The sequence below is a fragment of the Xanthomonas axonopodis pv. maculifoliigardeniae genome (assembly GCF_041519315.1).
GTDB lineage: Bacteria > Pseudomonadota > Gammaproteobacteria > Xanthomonadales > Xanthomonadaceae > Xanthomonas > Xanthomonas euvesicatoria.
This window is the reverse complement of the sequence record NZ_CP167998.1, coordinates 1,289,705-1,311,103: the sequence shown is the minus strand read 5'-3', so window position 1 is coordinate 1,311,103 and position 21,399 is coordinate 1,289,705. Positions and strand designations below refer to the sequence as shown.

Here is a 21,399-nt window from a genome sequence, read left to right as displayed (position 1 = left end):
GGATAGTCGCGCCCGCTTGTCTGCGCATCTGCACGGCTGCGCGTGTGCGTGCTCGTGATCGCTGCAACATGCAACTGCGACGTCGCGCAATGTTTGCTGCACATGTGAGTTTTCGTTCGCAAGCAGACACATGCAATTAACAGCGCCACTCCCAGGCTTCATTGCTCAGCCCGCATCCCAAGCCCGCCAGAGTGGAGTTCCTATGGCCAAGTCCCCCAGCAAATCCGCGCAGGTCCCTGCCCTCGCACCTGCCAACACCACCGTCGATGGGTCGCGCGGTACTGGCGATGAATTGCACCAGAAGGCAGGCGGCACGCACCCGCAGCTGACCACCAACCAGGGCATTCCGGTAGGTGACAACCAGAATTCGCTCCGCGCCACCCCGCGCGGCCCGACGTTGCTGGAAGATTTCATCCTGCGCGAAAAGATCACCCACTTCGATCACGAACGCATTCCCGAGCGCATCGTGCATGCGCGCGGCAGTGCCGCCCACGGCTATTTCGAGCTCACCAAGTCGTTGAGCCAGTACACCACCGCCAAGATCTTTACCGAGGTGGGCGAAAAGACCCCGTTATTCACCCGTTTTTCCACTGTCGCAGGCGGCGCCGGCTCGGTGGATACGCCGCGCGATGTGCGCGGGTTTGCGGTGAAGTTCTACACCAAGGAAGGCAACTGGGATCTGGTCGGCAACAACATCCCGGTGTTCTTTATCCAGGATGCGATGAAGTTCCCGGACCTGATTCATGCGGTGAAGATGGAGCCGGACCGGGGCTTCCCGCAGGCTGCCAGCGCGCATGACACGTTCTGGGATTTCATTTCGCTGACACCCGAATCGATGCACATGGTGATGTGGGCGATGAGCGACCGCACCATTCCGCGCTCGCTCCGCATGATCGAGGGTTTCGGCATCCACAGTTTCCGATTCCTCAATGACAAGGGCGAAAGCACCTTCGTCAAGTTCCATTGGCGGCCCAAGCTGGGCCTGCAATCGACGATCTGGGACGAGGCGGTCAAGATCGCCGGCGCCGATCAGGATTTCCACCGCCGCGACCTGTTCGAAGCAATCCAGAACGGCGATTTCCCCGAGTGGGAACTCGGCGTGCAGTTGTTCACCGAAGCCCAGGCAGCAACGTTCCCGTTCGATCATCTGGATTCGACCAAGGTCATTCCCGAAGAGCTTGTGCCGTTGCAAATCGTCGGCCGCATGGTGCTCGACCGCTGGCCGGACAACTTCTTTGCCGAAACGGAGCAGGTTGCCTACTGCCCGGCCAACATCGTGCCCGGCATCGACTTCAGCAACGACCCGCTGCTGCAAGGCCGCCTGTTCTCGTATCTGGATACGCAGCTGAGCCGCCTGGGCGGGCCGAACTTCCATCAGATTCCGATCAACGCACCCAAGTGCCCGTTCGCCAACAACCAGCGCGACGGTCACATGCAGATGAACGTACCCAAGGGCCGCGTCGCCTATGAGCCCAGTTCGCTGCAGGCCGATGCGCCGCGTGAAGCGCTGCGTGGCTTCCCCAGCCATGCAACTGCGGCCGAAGAAGGCACCAAGGGCCGAGTGCGTGCAGAAAGCTTTGCCGATCATTACAGCCAGGCGCGGCTGTTCTTCCGCAGCCAGACCGCACCGGAACAGGCGCATATCGCCTCGGCATTGGTGTTCGAGCTGTCGAAGGTGGAAACCGCCCACGTACGCGAGGCCATCGTGGGTCATCTGCGCCACATCGACCAGGAGCTGGCGCAACGTGTGGCCGATGGCATGGGCATGACCGCCCTGCCGCCAGCACCGCCGGCTGCAGTGGCGCCGATCGACATGCCGCTCTCGCCTGCCTTGCAGGTCATCGGCAAGATGAAGGACACCCTGAAAGGGCGCACGGTGGGCATCCTGATTCACGACGGCTCCGATGCCGCGGCGATCAAGGCCGTACGCAAGGCGGCCGAAGCTGCGGGTGCGACGGTCAAGATCGTTGCGCCCAAGCTCGGCGGCGCCAAGCTGAGCGACGGCAAGCAGTTGGCCGCCGATGGGCAGCTGGCTGGGACGCCTTCGGTGGTGTTCGACGCGGTGGCGGTATTGCTGTCCTCGGAAGCGGCCAAGCTGCTGACACGCGAATCGGCGGCGCTGGATTTTGTGAGCTTTGCCTGGGCGCATCTGAAGGCCATCGCATTCGACGAAGGCGCGCAGGTGTTGTTGAAGGCCGGCAACGTCGGCAAGGATGCGGGCGTCGTTCCCGCCGCCGATACCAAGGCATTCATTACCGCAGCAAAAACCCGCCAGTGGGCACGCGAGCCGAAGGTGCGCATGCTGGCGTAACCGCGGGAAGACCCGGTACCCGGGTTTGAAACCGAGGCACGCCACATTCGCCGCGCTGACGGCCCCCAACCCTCGGTTTTCGCCGCTCCCGCGCGTTTGCGCGGTAGCGGCAGGTTACTGCGCATTTCCACGGCAAGCGCTAGCTGTTTCGCGTTAGCCACAGCTTCGATCGCGCTACCAGCATTCGCACTGCGCGATGTTCGTTACCAGGCCGCGATGGAGCACCCTGACGCGAGCGAGGTTTACCTGTCGCTCGCGTCCAAGGTCATGTAGGTCGGGTCGATGACGACGCTCGGTCGCTATTCGCTTCCCGGATGACGATTACGCCAACTGGCGTTGCTTGGGATTGGCCGCATTGCAGAATGTGCCGCTAGTCACTGGAGCACGGTATGGAATCTCGGATCACCCCGACCTCTGGCACAGCAAACTTGCCGCTTCCTGCAGCCGATGACGCGGCGTTACCACGCAGCCCGGCGACCGACGACGATCGGCACCACCGCACTGATGCCCGATTGGCTGGACTAACGCCCCGCCGCAGCGCGGCGCGGACCAGCGCAGCCACCGCGCTCGATTGCGTAATGCCGGACGCCGCGGGCAGCAGGAGCATCGGTGCGCCTGCCTCGGCTCCCGTCGTAAACCGGCCGGATAGACCTCTATTCTCGATCATTCGGCCTATCGCGTTTCTAGCCACCAGGGCCGACATCGGCGGCCATCGCCACCCGATGAGCCTGTCCGAAAGCGCTGTTGTCTTCTCGCGCTCCAAGGCGACATTGGGAGGCAGCGATGTGGGCATGGTCGGGATGCTCGATGGCCAGGAGCATCTTGTCAAAACCGGAATTTCGCGCAGCCTGCTGGGTCAGGCAGTGAAATGTTGCGCGAAGGGGCAAGGCGCGGAGGCCAGCAAGCGCTTGGGCTACATCGTCGGCTCGGCAGCCAGGCTGCTTGAGGGCAGCATGGACAAGCAGGCCACGCAGCAATGGCTGACACTGGCCTTCCATGCCTTTCTCGATACCGAAAAAGGTAAGAGATTGACGGAAAAAGCGAAGACGGATGCGTTGGACATCGACGATGTCTGCGAGATTCACGAAAGCCTGGTTGCTGCAGATCCTCGTCTACGCAATCCGCTTGGCATCCCGGCCTTGTTTGACATCATCAACGTCGCTGCCGCGCAGGATTTGGTCAACGCGCTACAGGCACGCCATCTTCCGCGGCAACACATTCCGGACTCAACGCTGCTGACACTGCCCGACAACGCCTTCATCGCCTCGCGACTGATTCATGATGCAGAGCCGCTGGATACATTCCTGACCAAGGCGTTCCTGCCGCCTGACGTTTCGCTTGCGCAGGCCAAGCAAGCCGCTGCCCGTGTGAAAAGCGCAGCCGGCAGCGGTGCGCAGGCCGATGAACTCGCCGCAGACCACGCGCTGCTTGCGCGGATCAACGATCCGGTCAATCTTCGTTCGGGCAAACAGGCGTTGATCGATACCTTGCGCCACAGCGGTCTGGACGGGCTGTTCGCCTCGTTGCTGGCCAGGCTGACCCTGGGCGAAGCGTCTGATCTGGGCCCTGACAATATGCTGGTCATTCCCGGAGAAGATGCACGCCACAAGGTCGTCAGCATTGACGTAACCGGCTTTCGCTACGACCGGGAGAAAGATACCCCGGCAAATCCACGAGAGCCGCTTCGGTATGGTTGGGGAGACGTCGTCCAGAACCCGGCACGGGCGCTGCAAGTGCTGCTTGATGCCAGCGTGATGAGCAGCCGTTATGCGAAAGGCCTGGATGGCGTACATGCCATGGTGATTGAGGCGATACGCGAGGCGCTTGCCTGGCAAGCCACGCCTGAAGTGGAAATGGTCAAGCAGTGGTACGCCGCGCTCGATGTGGACTCCGTCACGTCCTCCTTGCACTCGCTGGGCGATCAATTGAAAGACATGTCTGGCGCGGGTTGGATGCCGGATGCCGCGCTGGTGAATCAGGTGTTGGCACGCAATTCCTCCTTCCTCAGCAATGTGATTCAAAAATCCCGGACATGACGACTGCGACCAGTACGCGCCACGGGCTGCACGTGCGCGATACCAGTACCGCCCACGGCGACGGTCAGGCGAACCACGCCTGGCCTCGCGCCAATGCCTGCGCGTGCGCGGCTCGGGCGTCGACACCGGCTTCATTCCGCACGGCGTTGGCGGGCAAAAAGACCGAGCTCCCTGCCCGCCGAATTGCCTCTATCAGATGCTCACCGTTTTCAGGTTCCTGCCTGGCCCGCTGCAACTGGCCACTCACGTTGAGCGATCCGTGGAGCTTTGAGCCGTGTGTTCGAGGATCTCTTCCTTGGTGAGGACAGGCGACGCGTCGTGATTAGCGCTCCCCACCAGCGCCAGCCACCCAAAGCTGGCCAAGCAGCTTGGAGCCGATGGTTGCCCGGTGCACCTTGGCCTCGGTATTTCCGAGGGCGCGCATCATCTCTTCCCAGCGTGCGCCCAGGTTGACTTCTCTCTCCGTCTTCAGGTGGACGGCGGCCAAGTCCTTATAGTCGAGCGCGCGCAGCGCGTCGGGGGTGACCGGTCTTTTGGCATGTACGTGGACGAACCAGGGCCGCGGGATGTTTCCATTCGACTGCGGCGTGTGCTCGATACGCACTTCGAATAGCCTGCCACGGTCGCCAATGTCGTCCTCCGAGCGAAGGCGGCGCGGCGACGTGACGCGTGCCAGTCCATTCATCGCCAACAGGCGCTCCAGATGCGGCGCACGTGGCTGCGGATCGGTCTTGAGCGCATCGGCTTCGCGCCGTTTGAAATCGTGCTCGATCCTCTGGAGAAGACGCAGCCGCGTGTCGAGGTGTTCGATGCGCGCGTCTCCTGCACCGAGCTTGCCTTTGAGCTGCAGCACACGCTCACTGGATCCGAACCAGCCCTGCATGGTGATCCTGGCAGAATCGAAGGCCGTCGCCGCGTCATATCTGGAGTCGCCGATCAGGCGCTCTACGTCGGTGGTGTCCTTGCCAAGGCGCTTGGCGAGCGCGATGAAATCACCGCCGAGTTCTGCCACCGGCAACGACTCCAGACGCGTGCCTTTCAGTATCTCGTCGGCCTGCTTTTGCGCTGCGCTGCGCTCATCCATGGCCCGCCGCGCAGGCGCTGCCGCCGAGCTGGAAGCGTCAGGCGTGCGCACGCGTGCCTTGCGCGACCGGCTCGATTTACCTGTTGCCGTCGTGGTTGTCGGCACGCTTGATGTTGTCGACGCCGGTGCTTGCCCGGGCGAGGCCGCTGCTGTGCCAATCAGCTGTCTGTCCTGGACGGCGAACTCACACATGTCAACAATCGCCTGACGTTGGTCGGCAAGTGCCTGTGCAAGATCGAGCATCGTCGGCCATAGATGATCTCTGGCATGTTCACCTGCTTCGATGAGCGCGGCGGCATCCATACACAGCTGCGTCGCCGCTCGGCCACGCAGCTCGGCGTATTCGATAAGCACTTGCTTGTACATGGCCAGCATCTGCGGCGTCAGCGAGTGCTCGGTTGATAGAAAGCGTTCAAGATGGATCTTGGTCAGCTCCGTAAACGCTTGTCCGACCTTGGCTTCCATGCATCTGTCTACTTCTTCGAGCGCGCTCAATCGATCCATCACCTGTCGCAACCCGCAACAACTGGCTTGATCGGAAAGCCTTCTTGAATATATTTCGTACAGCACTCCACGAACGGTTTGCATCCGCGTGTGACAAGATCCCATCGTGATCCTGATGATCGGCAGCTGGGCCTTCAGCACGTCGGGTGGCGCCCGATTCGTCATCGGCGACTTGATACGCCGGAAAACCTCTTCCAATGCTGCAATGACATCAAGAAGATGCGTGCGTAACGCATGCCATGATTCCGGCTGCTGCAGACGGATGGCCTGGACATTAAACCGTGCAAACTGGCTGCTTTCCGCAAGCACAGACCCCAATTCCTGGGTCAATTTGTGATCGATCATTTTTTCGCATGACAGATAGTTCATCGCTGCGGCTTGCCCGAGAGACGAAATCAATCGATCCTCATGGGCTTCGATGTCGGAGGATGACATGCGGCGTTGGATCTTGAGCTCGCTCAGCGCCTGCAAGCCTTGTCGCGCGGATGCGATCGCCGATGCGCCTGACTTGAGCCTTGCTTCAAGGGATCTTGTGTCTGCCACCCCCCTTGGCGCCACGTTTGTGACCAGGTGATTGAACAGTTGCAGCCTGGCCGAGGCCGTGTGCAATACCTCGAGCTGATCTGGTCCTGCTGAGACAGACGCCGAGGTGAAGAGCGGTCCGCGGACGCCCCTGGCGTTAGCGGATGATGATGCAGGCGCACTGGCCCTGGAAGCTCTGGCCGGTCGCGGCGTTCTGATGGCAAGCCCGCTGAGTTGCGTGGAGCGCGCCGCTACCTCGTCAGGCACGCTCGCGTTGGTTGATGCATCCTGTGGCGGCGCCGCTGGTTGAGCGGACCGCGCGGGATCCACTGGGGCTTGATTGGTCGCTCGAACTCTCGGCACGGTGCATCCTCCGACATTGCTATTCTATTGCCACGCATGGACGCCCAGATGCGCCTGTTCTCCGCAGATCCGAGACCTGGTGGTCTGGGTATGCGACGGCACCTGGACCGTTGTGGCTATCGCTGTCCACCAGAGCCAAGCGCCCAAAGCTGGCCAAGCAGCTTGGAGCCGATGGTTGCCCGGTGCACCTTGGCCTCGGTGTTTCCGAGGGCGCGCATCATCTCCTCCCAGCGTGCGCCCAGGTTGACTTCTCTCTCCGTCTTCAAGTGGACGGCGGCCAAGTCCTTATAGTCGAGCGCGCGCAGCCCGTCGGGGGTGACCGGTCTTTTGGCATGTACGTGGACGAACCAGGGCCGCGGGATGTTTCCATTCGACTGCGGCGTGTGCTCGATACGCACTTCGAATAGGCTGCCACGGTCGCCAATGTCGTCCTCCGAGCGAAGGCGGCGCGGCGACGTGACGCGTGCCAGTCCATTCATCGCCAACAGGCGCTCCAGATGCGGCGCACGTGGCTGCGGATCGGTCTTGAGCGCATCGGCTTCGCGCCGTTTGAAGTCGTGCTCGATCCTCTGGAGAAGACGCAGCCGCGTGTTGAGGTGGTCGATGCGCGCGTCTCCTGCACGGAGTTTGCCTTTGAGCTGCAGCACACGCTCACTGGATCCGAACCAGCCCTGCATGGTGATCCTGGCAGAATCGAAGGCCGTCGCCGCGTCATATCTGGAGTCGCCGATCAGCCGCTCTACGTCGGTGGTGTCCTTGCCAAGCCGCTTGGCGAGCGCGATGAAATCGCCGCCGAGTTCTGCCACCGGCAACGACTCCAGACGCGTGCCTTTCAGTATCTCGTCGGCCTGCTTTTGCGCTGCGCTGCGCTCATCCATGACCCGCCGCGCGGGCGCTGCCGCCGAGCTGGAAGCATCAGGCGTGCGCACGCGTGCCTTGCGCGACCGGCTCGATTTGCCTGCTGTCGTCGTGGTTGTCGGCACGCTTGATGTTGTCGACGCCGGTGCCTGCCCGGGCGAGGCCGCCGCTGTGCCAATCAGCTGTCTGTCCTGGACGGCGAACTCACACATGTCAACAATTGCCTGACGTTGGTCGGCAAGTGCCTGTGCAAGATCGAGCATCGTCGGCCATAGATGATCTCTGGCATGCTCACCTGCTTCGATGAGCGCGGCGGCATCCACACACAGCTGCATCCCGGCTCGGCCGCGTATCTCGGCGTATTCGACGAGTACCTTTTTGCACCGGGCCAGCCCCTCCGGGGTGAGCGAATGCTCGGTTGAGGAAAAGCGTTCGACATGGACCTGGATCACATGCTTGAGTGCTTCGCCCACCTCAGCATGGTGAAGGCTGTCGATTTCTTCGAGCTCCCTCAGTCCGTCAAGCACCTGGGGCAGGCCGCACTCGCTGGCCTCATCGGCAAGGCGCCTTGAATGTATTTCGACGAGCATTCCGCGGACGGTCTGCATCCGTTCATGGCACGATCCCATCATCGCCCTGACGACCGGGAGATGGTCCTTGAGCGAGTCGCGTGGCCCCTGACCCGTCATCGGCGACCTGATGCGCTGGCAAACCTCCTCCATCGCTGCAAGCGCATTCAGAAGATGCCCGCGTAACGCAAGCCATGGTCCCGGTTGCTGCAGACGCATGGCGTCCGCGGACAACACCACCATCTCAACCCTTTGGGTATTCACATGGCCAAATTCGCTGGCCATTTTCTGATCGATCATCTTCTCGCATGCGCCGTAGTGAAGCGATGCGGCTACTGCGAAATGCGGCACCAGGAAATTCTCGTGTTCTTCGACGTTGTCGACCGGCATGCGTTTTTGGATATTCAGCTCGGCCAGCGCCTGCAAGGCTTGTCGAGCGGATTCGATCGCAGACTTTCCGGATTCGAGTCTTGCTTCCAGCGCTCTGATATCCGCTGGTGCGTCACGTTTTTGTGCCAGGTCGTTGAAGCGTTTCAGCCTGGATGAGGCCTTGCTCAATACTTCGAAAGGATCTGGCCCTTGCGGAACTGGCGCCGCGGCAAAGAGCGCCGCCATGACGTCCTGTGCGTTGGTGGACGATGCCGCTGGAAGATTGGCTCTGGAGGCTCGGCCCAGCCGTCGCGGCCTGATGGAAAGTCCGCCGAGTTGCGCTGAGGGCGCCGCACTGGCGGCAGAGCTACTTGCGGCTGATCCCGAGCCCGATGGTGTCGGTGCAGTTTGAATCAATTGCGCGGGATCGGGTGGGGCCTGCTTGGTCGATTCAATTTTAGGCACGGTGCATCCTCCGATATCGCCATTCGATTTGCTCGCACACCGCGCCCAGTTTTCCCCGTCCCGGAATGTGCGTGGAACGTGGCGGCGCCGTACGCCAGGCCTTGCGAGCCGGCAGCGATGCGTGTTGCCACTGCGTGGCGCAGTCACCGCGTGACCCGTGCCATGGCGCTCGAACCGCCTGCCTCATCGTGTTGCATGCTGCAGCGCCTGCCTCACTCACTGCTGGCTCGACCCGGCATTGTTCATCATGCAATTGCCGATGACGTGCAGCGAAAACCGTGTTGCCGTTTCAACGCAGGAAGCGCGACCCGCTCATGTCGATGTGCGTGACATCGCTGCCTTAGTAAACCACCGAATGCGGCGCGGTTTGCATGCGGCGCGAATGCGTGGTGACTGAGACGAAGACGAGCCGGCTGCGCATGCAGTTGTTCAATGACCAGACGAGGCGGTCAAGGCATCTCCCAATAACTTGGGCACCTCTCAAGACCCGTCATCATGTCCGATGCCTTTGAATCATCGGCACAACGCTCAGGAATCAAGAAACGACGCAATGTTGCAGATCCGGTGGACGCCTATCCATGGCAAGCCCTAGTTCGGAAACCTCAGCAGGCAGTTCGAGAGAATTTTCAGGCTCAACGCACGTCTTGCGCATGCACGTTGAGATCGCCCCGCCCTCTACACTGTTTCGGCTGAAAACTGCTGCGCATTCGCCAACGCACGATATTCGCGCGGCGTCATGCCCACCGCTTGCTTGAATTGCCGCGCGAACGCGCTTTGGTCGCTGAAGCCGCAAGCGTGGCCGATTTCGGTAAGGCTCTTGTTTCCGTGCAGCAGATGCATCGCCATCTGCAGACGCAGCTTGGCCAACACTTGCTGCGGCGTGAGCTGGAATACCTTGCGGAACGAGCGCTGCAGCTTGGACATGGAAAACCCGGTGATCTCCACCAGCGCCTGCATGCGGACGTTCTGCGCGTAATTGGCGTTGAGATACGCCAGCGCAAGTCGCAGCTTTTCGTACTGCGATTCGTGCCCGTCCTGCGGGCCCAGATCGCGCGAGATGCCGATGATGCCCTGCACCTTGCCATTCACCAGCAACGGACGCTTGCAGGTCAGGCACCAGCCAGGCTCACGGTTAGCGAACAGGTGGAGCTCCAGCAGGTTGTCGATCACCTCGCCGGCCAGCACCTGCTCGTCCTGATTGGCGTAATTGGCGCCCAGGCCACTGGGATAGACCTCGGCAACACGCTTGCCGATCAGGTCCTTGCGCGATTTCAGCCCCAGCCGCCGCAGCATGGTCTGGTTGACGTGGGTGTAGCGGCCCTCGCGATCCTTGACGAAGAACAACACGTCCGGCACGGCATCGAACAACGCTTCAAGATCGGCAGGATCGATGCTCTTCATGCGAGAGGGTTCATGCAGGGCAAGGTGCTCGAGACCGGGAAAGGCGCATCAAACCAGGCGCGCGATCGAAACGATTCGCCCCTGCCGCGCCATGATACGCCGCATGCGCGATCGGCCTGCGGCCGGAGGACTCAGCGCGAGGTGCTGCCTGCGTCCACTGCCGCCGGTGCAGGCTTGGCATCTCCCGCCGCAGCGGTCGGGTTACCGATGCGATCCAGCGGCACCTGTCGCGCACGCCAGCTCTGCACCACCGCCGCACCGGCCTGTGAGCCCACCTGCACGCGCAGCCGCGCGCTGCCGCCGGGCGCGATGAACTCGATCTCGCAGTCGCCCGCGGCCATGCAGCTATCGGCCGCAAGGGGATCCACCAGTTGCCAGCCTTGCTCCATCACCGCCTGCGCAAACGCGCGATACCCCATGCCGGATTTCAGCACGGCCGGCAATGGCACGCTCGTATCGCCGCCTTGCTCGGAAGACGCAACCGCCACCGGGGCGCGCGCGGGCGCAACGGCAGGCCGCGACGCGGCGCCCAGGGCGGGACTGCAGATCAGAGCGATTACCCACAATGCGGGGCGGAACGACGTGCGCATGCAAACGGTCCTTGCGGTCCTGGCAGGGAACTGGGAAGAGGAAGATGCGCTAGTTTGACATGCCTGTGATGCGCTGCGGCAATTGCATTTGGGATGCATTGGCCCGTGATCTGCACAGCGGCGCTGCAACCGGTTCACGCCAAGCGTGCTCATCCAGCGCACGGGATGTCAGTGGAACGGCCAGACGCTCCGGATCGACAATTGCCGCCGGCAGACTCATCGGTATCAGCGCGTCCACCGCCGATCCGGTCGCCATCGTCGCAAGCAAGCTGCATGATTGCGGTTTGCGCGCGGAGTTCCCGATGGCCATTGCCAACGCTTCAACCACGACGTCTTCAACCTATGCAGTCGGCCAGCTATGGCGCTGCCGCGGGCGCAGTGCCGCCGAAACGCCGCTACTGCTGATCAACCAGATCGATACGCATCCGCAGGGAGGCCAGATCCTGCACGTGACCATCAGCGACGTCCAGGTCCGTCATGCGGGAATGCCCAACGGAACGCTTGACACGCTGCCGCACATTCCGGTGATTGCACAGACGCTGGAGCGCAGCGCTGCCGAACATGTCGGCGACAGCACGCCCAATCAGGCGTATCTGCCCGGGTATGCCGAGTGGAAGGCCGCGTTCGACGCCGGGCGTGCCGGCTCGTTCGGGATTGCGGTGTCGGAAATTCTGGACATCGTGGAAGGCCAGCTGGCCAAACGCGGCTAGCACTGCGCAGGTGTCAGGTGGGCATGGACTGCCGGCAAGACTGCGGTGCACGCGCGGCAGATGCGAGGTGGAATAACCGCTGCTTGCTCTGGCGGTGCGCGAGCACTCCAGGCGCAACGGGCAGGATGCGGTTGCCAAAACGCTGACTTCGACAACGCCCATCGCCCAGGGAAAGCATTCGCTCAAGCAACCGACACGCCGCGCCTGGCGGCGTGTCGGTCGTCCGTCACTGGCCGATATGCTGCTTCAACCAGCCATTGACGGTGTCATGCCACAGGATGCTGTTGTCCGGCTTGAGTACCCAGTGGTTCTCGTCCGGGAAATACAGGAACTTGGAATCGATGCCCTTGCGCTGCAGCGCGGTGAAGGCAGCCAGGCCCTGTTCGACCGGAATGCGGAAATCCTGCTGGCCGTGGATCACCAGCATCGGCACCTTCCACTTGTCTACGTGCAGCACCGGGTTGAACTTCTCGTAGCCGGCCGGGTTCTGCCACGGCGTGCCGCCATTTTCCCACTCGCTGAACCATAGTTCCTCGGTGGCATAGCCCATGGTGCGGTTGTCGAAGACGCCGTCGTGGTCGACCAGGCACTTCCATGGTTGATTCCAGTTGCCTGCCATCCAATAGACCATGTAGCCGCCGTAGCTGGCGCCCAATGCGCAGGCCTTGTCGCCGTTGAGGAAGCCGTATTGCTTCTGCGCGGCGGCCCAGCCTTTTTGCAGATCTTCCAGCGGGCGGTCGCCCCAATGCTGGCTGATGGCGTCGGTGAATTCCTGGCCGTAGCCGGTGGAGCCGTGGAAATCGATCATCACCACCGCGTAGCCCTGGCCGGCGTAGGTCTGCGGATTCCAGCGGTTGCTCCAGCCATTGCCGAAGCTGCCCTGCGGGCCGCCGTGGATCAGGAACGCCACCGGGTAAGTCTTGCCCTGCTGGTAGTTGTACGGCTTGACCACGTAGCCGTGCACGGTGTCGTTGTTCCAGCCCTTGAACTGGAACTGCTCGTAGTCGCCGAACTGCACGTCCGGCAACAATTCGCCCGCGCTCTGGCTGATCGCGCGCAGTCCCTGGCCTTGCGTGTCGCTGACGAAGATCTGGTCACCGCTCTTGAGCGAGTTGCGGGTAAAGGCCAGCGTATTGCCGGCCAGCGTGGGGGCGTGCACGCTGCCCTCGCCCACCAGCTTGGTTGCCTCGCCGCTGGCGATATCGATCTTGAACAGTGGGTGCTCGCCGAGTTCGTCGGCACTGGTGTAGAGGCTGGCACCGTCTTCGCTCAACACGATCTCGCCCGCCGAGCGGTCCCACTTCGGCGCGATCTCGCGCGTCTTGCCGCTGGCCACATCCATCGCCATCAGGCCGAAGCGGTCGGCCTCGAAGCCCGGGCGCTTCATGGCGCGGTAGTACAGCGTCTTGCCGTCGGTGCTGAACACCGGGCCGGCATCCCAGGCCGGGTTGGCCGCGGTCAGGTTGACCGGCGCGGACTTGCCGGTCGCATCCAGGCGGTACAGATCGAAGTTGGTCTGCCACGGCTCGTCGTTGCCGGTGGGCTTGCCGCTGGCCTTGGCATTCTTGCTCGCCTCCGGGCCATGCGGCTGCGGAATGCGCACGCTGGCCACCACGCTGGCGCCATCGGGCGACCAGGTGTAATCGTCGTTGCCGCCGAACGGCTTGGACGGCGCGTCGCCGGCCAACGTGGCGCTGATCGCCGATGCCCCGACCACTGCCTTGGCACCGGCCGCAGGCAACTCGGCCACGAACAGGGTGTTGCGGCGGCCATCGTTCCAGGTGTCCCAATGACGGACGAACAACTGGTCGTACACCACGCCGCTGGCCTTGTTGTTCTTGAGCTCGCCCAGCTTCTTCTTGGTGCAGCCCAGGTCCGAGCCGCAGTCCTGGAACACGCCCGCGCTGAAGGCGATGCGCTTGCCGTCCGGCGAGAGCTTGTAGCTGTCCACGTCCACCGCAAATGCGGTGAGTTGCTGCGGCGTGCCGCCGGCCATCGGCTGCGCGTAGAGCTGCTGGCTACCGGATTTGCTGCTGAGGAAGTACACCGTCTTGCCGTCCGGCGACAACGCCGGGCTGTTGACGTTCCATCCTTCCGGGGTGAGCCGCTTGGGCGGCGCCAGATCGCGCGTGCGCAGATTGCGCACCCACAGGCTGGTGGCCGGCTTGCCATTGGCGGTCTTGGCCTGGCGCTTGGCGAACAGCACCACGCTGCCATCCGGGCTGAGCGTAGGCGAGGACACCCGGTCCAGCGCCACCATGTCGCGCACATCGAAACCGCGCGCAGCGGCAAGGCTTGGCAGGGCAGCCAGCAAACACAGGGGCAGTACGGCGTGACGCAGCTTCATCGAGATCTCCGGCAACGGCAAAACGTCGATGGTAGGCGTTGCTGCGGCGCACGCGCAAAGGCAGGAGATCCTGCGGCGCGACGCGGTGCGCCGCGCACGCATGCGCAGACCATGCCGCCTGCACGCGACACGGGCGGCTGGGCGCTTTAGAGCGGCTTACGACGTAGCGAGCAGTCGTCAGGTGGGTGCGGACGGCGCACTCAAAACCGGCGTGTACGCGTGGTACATGCCGATTCCGGGCACCGGCCGCGCCCGCCTGGCGGCTGCGCAGTCGTTTTGTTCGCTGCTCTTAGAAGCGGTGCGACAAGCCGACGTAGACCTGGGTGTCGGGCGTGCGGTCGTTGAGGCCGAAATTGGCGCCTACGTCCAGCTGCAAGAGCGGATTGAGCAGATACGACGCCGCGATATCGGCCGAGTACTGCTCCACGGTCTGCGCCGGATCGCGGTTGATGGAGGACCACACCTCCACCGCCATCGACAACCTTGGTGTCAGTGGGCGCGCCAGATTGATCACGTTGACGATGGCCACATGCTTGCCGCTGCCATCGCTGTCGGCCAACCAATCCAGTTCCGGACCGAACGTCAGCGAGAAGCTGCTGGGCAGCACGAAGTTGACCGGCAGCGCCAGGCCGCCTTCCCAGGTGTCGTTGCCCAGGCCGGTACGCGCGGTGGGTGCCTTGACGAATGGCAGCAGCGCCACGCTGGCGGTGTCGCTCTCGTACACACGCGCCTTCATGCGCAGATAGAGATCGCCGCCGCCGCTCAGGCTGCTGCGCGCGCCGGTGGCGCGGTCGGTGGTCTTGACCTGTAGCTGCGGCGCCCAGTTGAGTTGCAGATCGATGCGGTCGCTGACGCCGTACTTGAGCGTGGGATTGGTGAAGTACGCCGTCTCTGTGCGTGTGCCGGGCTGGCTGTCGCGCGTGTAATTGCCGATGTCGGTTTCCAGCTGCCACTCGCCAGCCGGCACGGTGCAGGTGGCATTGGCCTTGGTCGGCCGATCGGTGCAAAGCGCCGCGTCGGTGGCGTCTTGCGCCTGCGCCTGAACTGCGAGGCTGCTCAGTGCTGTCGTAACGATGACGGCGAGCAGTGTCTTGCGGGAAGGCGAGCGCGAGGTGATGGTGGGCATTGCGGTGATTCCAGGGCAAAGCGCGGCACGAATCGCATGACCGTGCCGCGTTGAAGAGTGGGAGGTGGTGCGTTACGACGCGCGGTATGGCGGCGCTGCGCTTGGTCAACGGTGCCGCAACTGCGGTTTTTTCGGGCGGCGTCGGTGCGGTCGCGATGCGATGCACACGCCCACTGCAGGGAAGTGCGCGGGCTTGCACTGCCAGACACTTGCCTGGCGTTGCGGCGTCATGCACAGCGCATGAGCGCACCACGGTCTACCGGGTGGTTGGGATCAGATCAGTCCAGCATGCAGCACTCGTGGCGCACCGTTGTGCGGGAGACGGCACGATAAGCAGCAGCGGCATAAAGTCGCTATGCACGGCAGTTGCGCAGGGCGTAAAGCCGGCGCAAAGACATTGAATCTGAATGGCGGGTTAGCGGGTGGCTGTGCAGGCCGCGATGCCCGCATGCGGCAGTGCTGCACGGTTGCATGCGGTGTGCAGGACGCAGTGGCAGCGATGCAATCGAAACGGCGAATCGAGCTCCATCGTGCGCAGGACCTGGCGCCATTGCAGCGCTGGCATGCCTTCGCCAGGTAAAGCCCGGCGGCCCAGACAGCTGTTTCCCGTTCCCTCACAGCTGTGCTGGATCAAGCTGCGCACGCCACCAGGCGCCGCTTGCAGATGGCGCATGCGGGGCGCATGCGCCATCTGGCATCACACTCAGGCGGCCTGTTCGCCGCGCTTGCCAACGCGATACAGCAGCCAGCCGACCAGGGCCAGAATCGCCAGGCCGACCCACTGGTTGAGCTGCAGCGCGGCCGGCAATGCCAGCACGTCGGCGCGGCTGGACAACACGATCGGCACCGCAATGGCGATGCCCATCAACGCCTCGCCGGTGATCAGGCCAGCGGCAAACAGCACGCCCGGGCGATGCACGCGGTCACGGCCGTCTTCGTCGTCGGCACGGATGTTGTGGAAGCGCTCCACCAGATGCGCGATCAGGCCGCCGAGGAAGATCGGCACCATCAGTTCCAGCGGCAGATAGATGCCGATGGCCGCGGCCAGCACCGGTACACGGAAGCGCTTGCCGTTGGCCTTCAACCATTCGTCCAGCGCGATGATGGCCGCGCCCACGCCGGCACCGATCGCGATCATGCTCCACGGCAGCTGGCCACCGAACAGGCCCTTGGCCACCGAGGCCATCAGCGTCGCCTGCGGCGCGCCCAGCGAGTTGGGATGCTGTGGCGTTGCTGGGCCGATGCCGTAGGCTTGAGCCAGCAGGTTCAGCACCGGCGCCATGATCAACGCGCACGAGAACGCGCCAATACCCAGCATCAGCTGCTGTTTCCACGGTGTGGCACCGACCAGATAACCGGCCTTGAGATCCTGCAGGTTGTCCCCGCCCACCGCCGCCGCGCAGCACACCACCGCACCGATCATGATCGCGGCCACTGCGCCCAGCGGTGCAGCGCCGATACCCACCGGCACCAGGCCGCTCTTGCCGAGCAGCAACACCAGCACCGCCGAGGCGAACAGGATGGTGGAGATGGTGATGCCCGACACCGGGTTGTTGGAAGAGCCGATCAAACCGGCCAGATAGCCCGAAACGGACACGAACAGGAAGCCGGCCACGATCATGATGATGGTCATCGGGATCGACACATGCCACTGCTGCACGATGGCCTGATACAGGCCCAGCAGCGGCAGCGTGCACAGCACCAGCGCCACCAGCATCCACTTCATCGGCAGATCGCGCTCGGTCTCTGCAACCACGCCGCCGCCACTCTTGCGCGCAGCGGCAAAGCCGCTCTTGACGCCGGAAAACAGCGATTTCCGCAGCGAGAACAAGGTCCACACGCCACCGATCAACATCGCGCCGACACCCAGGTAGCGAATCTTCGCGCCCCAGATGCCGAACGCTGCATCGGCAGCCGACGCATCGACCAGGCTCTGCGCCAGGGCCGGGTCCGAGCCCATGAAGAACTGCTGGTACAGCGGGATGGCGATGTGCCAGGACAGGATCGAGCCGGACAGCACCACGATGCCCACGTTCAACCCGACGATGTAGCCCACGCCCAGCAGCGCCGGCGACAGGTTGGTGCCGATATAGCCCACCAGCCGGCTGCTGCCCAGGTAGGTGGCCTGCGCCCAGGTGTCGGGAATCACGCGCAGGCCGCTGGCCGCAGCCAGCTTGACCAGCGCACCGATGGCGCCGGAGATGGCCAGGATCTTCAGGCCCGGCCCGGGATTTTCGCCGGCCTTGAGCACTTCGGCCGCCGCCTTGCCTTCGGGGAACGGCAGCGGGTCTTCAACGATCATCGAGCGACGCAACGGCACCGAGAACAACACGCCAAGCAGGCCGCCCATGCCGGCGATGCCGAGCACCCACCAGTACTTGAAGTCCGGCCAGTAGCCCATGATCACCAGCGCGGGGATGGTGAAGATCACCCCGGCCGCGATCGACGAGCCGGCCGACGCACCGGTCTGGACGATGTTGTTCTCCAGAATGGTGCCACCGCCCAGCAGGCGCAGCACACCCATCGACACGACGGCCGCCGGGATGGCGGTGGCGATGGTCAGGCCGGCGAACAGGCCGAGGTAGGCATTGGCGGCCGAAAGCACGACCGCCAGCACGATGGCCAGCGCGACGGCACGGAAGGTGAGCTGGCGCGGCTGCGCGTCGTGGCTCATTGGGCATTCCCCTGTAGGCAAAAAATCCGCACCACGCTAGCGCCTGCGTCCACGCGAGTCCAGCTGCGGCGCGGCGTGACAGTGTGCGTGCGATGGCGGGTGGACGTCGCAGGGGCAACCCGACGCACGCGCTGCCGGCTGGGTTGCAATCTGTCCGATCGCAGCGGTATCCGGCGCGTTGGCTGTTGAGGACGCGGGCACGTTTCGAACCACGCTCACCCCCAGCGTCGATACAGGTGCGCCGCGCCGTGCAACTGGCGTCAGCTGCTGCCGGGTGGATGTTATTGCGCTAACGCGCCTGCCGGGATCTGCGCCCGGCGCGGCGATCACTGCACGGCAACAGCCCGACACCGCGCGTGCGACGCCAGGCGCAGAAGAGTGCGCGTGCGCCGCTACGCCGGGAATGACGTAGCAGCGCATCCTGCCGAGGGTTAGTGCAGCAACTCGGCAAAGGCGCGATCGGCCTCGATGACCTCCGGCAGCGCGGCGAACAACGCGTCCAGATCCACGCCGTCCATCAGCGGGCTGCGTATCGCTTCCAATGCCGCCGCGGTGGCGCCGCCATGTGCATGCAGCGCATCGCAGACCAGTACCGCCTGGGCCACCAGCAATGGCATGCGTGCCCCGTCCGGGGCCGCGGCGGGCCGGACCTGGTACGCGATGGCTTGCTGGATCACCACGGGCAGTTGCCAGCGCCGTGCCAGCTCGGCCCCAACTTCCGGGTAGCCGAAGCCCAGTTGCAGGGTTTCTTCGGCCGCATGACCGGCAGAGGAGGTTTCGTGATTGATGCGGCTGGCGTATTCCGGCGCACCGGACTGGATCAAGAGCTCGCCGATGTTGTGCATCATCCCGCAGGTGAAGGCCGTCTCCGGGTCCAACCCCTGCTGGCGCGCCAGCAGGCGGCAGATGCCGGCCACTTCGAAGCTGTGCCGCCAGAAGGCCTTGAGGTCGAAGCCCGGGCCAGCCCGGAACGCGCCCGTCATCGCCGACGCCAGCACCAGGGTGCGCAGGGTATTGAAGCCCAGCCGCATGGCCGCGTCTTCCACGCTGGTGGAATCGCGCAGGCCATGGAAGCGCGCCGAATTGGCCAGCCGCAACACTTTGGCGGCAATCACCGGATCGCGCTCGATACTATGCGCCAGCGTATCGATATCGGTCTGCGGATCGTCGAATTGACGGATCAGGTCTTGCGCCACCTTGGGCACGGTGGGCAAGGTGTGCAACTGGTCGAACAACGCCTCCAACTTCATGATCGCCTCGTGGGTGAAAGACAAGCCAGCGCGGCTGCGCGGACCTGCATGGTGTAGCACGGACCGGTTCACTGCCAATGACCGACGGCAGGATGATTCACTCAGGCTTCTGGCTGGGTCTGTACAGCGCACTGCCTCACCGCGTGGCCCAACTGACAGGAGAGGCAAGCGAACTGGACAGTTCGACGAGGCGACCGTCTCGGTGACCCTCAGTCGGCCTTGGCGCCACCCAGCGATTTGGATAAAAACGCCAACAGCTGGGTGTAGAACGCGCGTCGATGGGGCTCGGTGTAGAAGCCGTGGCCTTCTGTGTCGAAGTACAGCGTTTCCACTTGGGTGCCGGCCTGGCGCAACGCTGCTTCCATTCGCTTGCTGTGCTGGATGGGCGCGCGCTCGTCTTCGCCCCCTGCAGCCAGAAACACCGGCACCTTGATCTGCCTGGCCAGACTGACCGGCGAACGCGCGGCCAGGGTGGCCGGATCGCCCAACCATTGCTTGAGATAGTTCTCGCCGGAACCGCGCTTCTGGATATCGCCGCTGGTGAACATCATCGGCAAGTCGTAGACGCCCACATACCCGGCCGCGCACGCATACAGGCCCGATTCCTTGGCCGCACCCATCAGGGCTGCGTACGCACCGTAACTGGCGCCAAAGATGCAGATCTTGCGTGCGTCCGCATACCCCTGGTCAATCGCCCAACGCGTTGCATCGGTCACATCGTCCTGCATGGTGCCGCCCCACTGACGCGCGCCGGCGTGCTGGAAGTGGCGCCCATAATTGCCAGAGCCGCGGAAATTGATCTGCAGCACCGCATAACCCGCTTGCGCCAGCAGTTGCGCATCGTCGTCGAACTGCCAGCTGTCGAAGATCTCGAAGGGACCGCCATGGGGCATCACCACCATTGGCAGATGTTTGTCGCCCCCGCTGCGCGGCAGCGTGAGATACCCATGCAGTGGCACCCCGTCACGTGCCTGCAGTGCAATCGGCTGCACGGTGGCCGTGCGCTCGGGGTCGAACCAGTCGCGCCGACTGATCACATGCTGGGCTTTGTTCTGTTGCGTATCGAACACGTAGAAATCGCCAGGGTTGCTGCCCGAATAGGCTTCAAGCATCACGTAGCGACCGTCTTTGGTGCTGGAGGTCACGCGCACCGCATTGCCGGCAAAGGCCGCCTCCAGGCTGTGATACATCCGCGCCTGTGCCCCATGCTCGTCGAAAAAGCGGGTGCGGGGACGGTCGGCCATGAAAATGGCGCCGACCGGGATGGTGGTGCCGTTGCGGTAGATGATCTCCAGTGGGTCGGCCACCGCGTCGCGCAATACCTGCTCACGGCGATTGGCCTGGATGTCCCAGCCGACGATCGCATCGGGGCCGTCGGCACTTTGCACGCGCAAGTACGCAATGCGCTCGTCTTGCGAAAAACCCAGCGGTGTTTCGACATGGCCACTGACCTGCTCGTCATTGATCAGCGCCCATTCGTCGCCCGCGCCCTTGCGGTAATACAGCTTGCTGACGTTGTCCGAGCCCGCCCCCTGCGCAAAGCGCACCTGCCCATGATGGTCGGTGGTGAAGCTGGCGCGCTGAATCGGCGCACGCGCCAGCGGGAGGCGGCGGCCGGTGGTGACGTCGAGCTTTTCTGCGCGCGTATAAGGATCCTGCCCCGACATCGGCCAGATCGCCACGATCACGCTGCGGTCGTCGTCGGGCAAGGGATCGGTCAGGAATGCGGCCACCGCTTCGGTCTTCTTGACCTTGATGTTGGTGCCAAGGCCGGTGCCGCGTGCGCGGTAACCCACCAGCAACTCGGCTCCGATGCCATCGGCATTGATGGCATACAGCTCGCCGGTCGGCAGCGGCTTGTCGAGCAAGCCGTACTTCTGTGCAATGGAGATCAACACGCGGGTGTCGCTGACCCAGGCGAAATCGCTCACGTAGGTGTTTTTTTCCAGCACGAAGGTGGCGCCGATGCTGTTGTCCGAACGCCGCATGATCGCAAGGGCGGTCTTGTCTTCCATCGGCACGGTCGCGGCGAAATACGCGCCGCTGGGCGATAGCTTGATGTCGGCGAACTTGTCCTTCTTGATATAGGCGCCGACATCCACCTGGGCCGTGGCAGTGCCGGCCGCCATCAGCAGCACCAAGGCCGCAGGAATGATCCATTTCCGCATGTACGACTCCGTGTTGTAGGCAAACCGATGGCGAAATCTAGCAGCAATCCAT

The 21,399-nt window shown here is 63.5% G+C and carries 13 protein-coding genes and 1 other RNA gene; 3 read left to right on the top strand and 11 right to left on the bottom strand.

The window, feature by feature from the left end:
* The first annotated feature begins 202 nt into the window (after positions 1 to 202).
* Together ACDH77_RS05760 and ACDH77_RS05755 are read left to right on the top strand one after the other, a co-directional pair.
* Positions 203 to 2,311, top strand: a complete 2,109-nt coding sequence (locus ACDH77_RS05760; protein WP_008576589.1) for a catalase — start codon at positions 203 to 205, stop codon at positions 2,309 to 2,311.
* Positions 2,312 to 3,111: 800 nt separating this feature from the next.
* The gene (locus tag ACDH77_RS05755; protein WP_031421550.1) at positions 3,112 to 4,347 is read left to right on the top strand and encodes a hypothetical protein; all 1,236 of its coding nucleotides are present in this window, start codon (positions 3,112 to 3,114) and stop codon (positions 4,345 to 4,347) included.
* 322 nt (positions 4,348 to 4,669) lie between these two features.
* On the opposite strand, the gene xopP (ACDH77_RS05750) is transcribed toward ACDH77_RS05755, so the two are convergent.
* From xopP (ACDH77_RS05750) to ACDH77_RS05730, 5 genes are all read right to left on the bottom strand, one after another.
* A complete protein-coding gene (gene xopP / locus ACDH77_RS05750; RefSeq protein ID WP_372353762.1) occupies positions 4,670 to 6,820 on the bottom strand; it encodes a type III secretion system effector XopP in 2,151 nt (716 codons plus the stop codon).
* A 116-nt stretch (positions 6,821 to 6,936) separates the two neighbouring features.
* Positions 6,937 to 9,081 carry a type III secretion system effector XopP gene (gene xopP, locus ACDH77_RS05745; RefSeq protein ID WP_218489167.1) on the bottom strand — a complete coding sequence of 715 codons (2,145 nt, stop codon included), beginning with the start codon at positions 9,079 to 9,081 and terminating at the stop codon, positions 6,937 to 6,939.
* 675 nt (positions 9,082 to 9,756) lie between these two features.
* Complete coding sequence (locus ACDH77_RS05740) at positions 9,757 to 10,482, bottom strand: AraC family transcriptional regulator (RefSeq protein ID WP_008578160.1); 726 nt, start codon at positions 10,480 to 10,482, stop codon at positions 9,757 to 9,759.
* Positions 10,483 to 10,613: 131 nt separating this feature from the next.
* Complete coding sequence (locus tag ACDH77_RS05735) at positions 10,614 to 11,072, bottom strand: hypothetical protein (RefSeq protein ID WP_218489168.1); 459 nt, start codon at positions 11,070 to 11,072, stop codon at positions 10,614 to 10,616.
* Between the two features lie 49 nt (positions 11,073 to 11,121).
* A complete protein-coding gene (locus ACDH77_RS05730; RefSeq protein WP_372353924.1) occupies positions 11,122 to 11,382 on the bottom strand; it encodes a hypothetical protein in 261 nt (86 codons plus the stop codon).
* Here ACDH77_RS05730 and ACDH77_RS05725 point away from each other — a divergent pair.
* Positions 11,357 to 11,782 (top strand): hypothetical protein, encoded by a 426-nt coding sequence (locus ACDH77_RS05725; protein WP_370486015.1) that lies wholly within the window; start codon positions 11,357 to 11,359, stop codon positions 11,780 to 11,782. The genes ACDH77_RS05730 and ACDH77_RS05725 overlap by 26 nt on opposite strands.
* Before the next feature lie 226 nt (positions 11,783 to 12,008).
* Here ACDH77_RS05725 and ACDH77_RS05720 read toward each other — a convergent pair whose 3' ends face one another.
* The 6 genes from ACDH77_RS05720 to ACDH77_RS05695 form a co-directional block, all read right to left on the bottom strand.
* The gene (locus tag ACDH77_RS05720) at positions 12,009 to 14,129 is read right to left on the bottom strand and encodes an alpha/beta hydrolase family protein (protein ID WP_014089605.1); all 2,121 of its coding nucleotides are present in this window, start codon (positions 14,127 to 14,129) and stop codon (positions 12,009 to 12,011) included.
* Between the two features lie 153 nt (positions 14,130 to 14,282).
* Positions 14,283 to 14,357: non-coding RNA, sX9 sRNA (locus tag ACDH77_RS05715), on the bottom strand.
* 61 nt (positions 14,358 to 14,418) lie between these two features.
* Positions 14,419 to 15,255: a transporter gene (locus ACDH77_RS05710; protein WP_031421542.1), complete on the bottom strand. Its 837-nt coding sequence runs from the start codon at positions 15,253 to 15,255 to the stop codon at positions 14,419 to 14,421.
* 703 nt (positions 15,256 to 15,958) lie between these two features.
* Positions 15,959 to 17,929, bottom strand: a complete 1,971-nt coding sequence (locus tag ACDH77_RS05705) for an OPT family oligopeptide transporter (RefSeq protein WP_011346708.1) — start codon at positions 17,927 to 17,929, stop codon at positions 15,959 to 15,961.
* 431 nt (positions 17,930 to 18,360) lie between these two features.
* Entirely contained in the window at positions 18,361 to 19,179 is an 819-nt protein-coding gene (locus ACDH77_RS05700) for an HDOD domain-containing protein (protein WP_014089602.1), read from the bottom strand.
* 209 nt (positions 19,180 to 19,388) lie between these two features.
* On the bottom strand, positions 19,389 to 20,981 hold the full coding sequence (locus ACDH77_RS05695; RefSeq protein WP_218489182.1) for a S9 family peptidase: 1,593 nt from the start codon (positions 20,979 to 20,981) through the stop codon (positions 19,389 to 19,391).
* Positions 20,982 to 21,399: the final 418 nt, after the last annotated feature.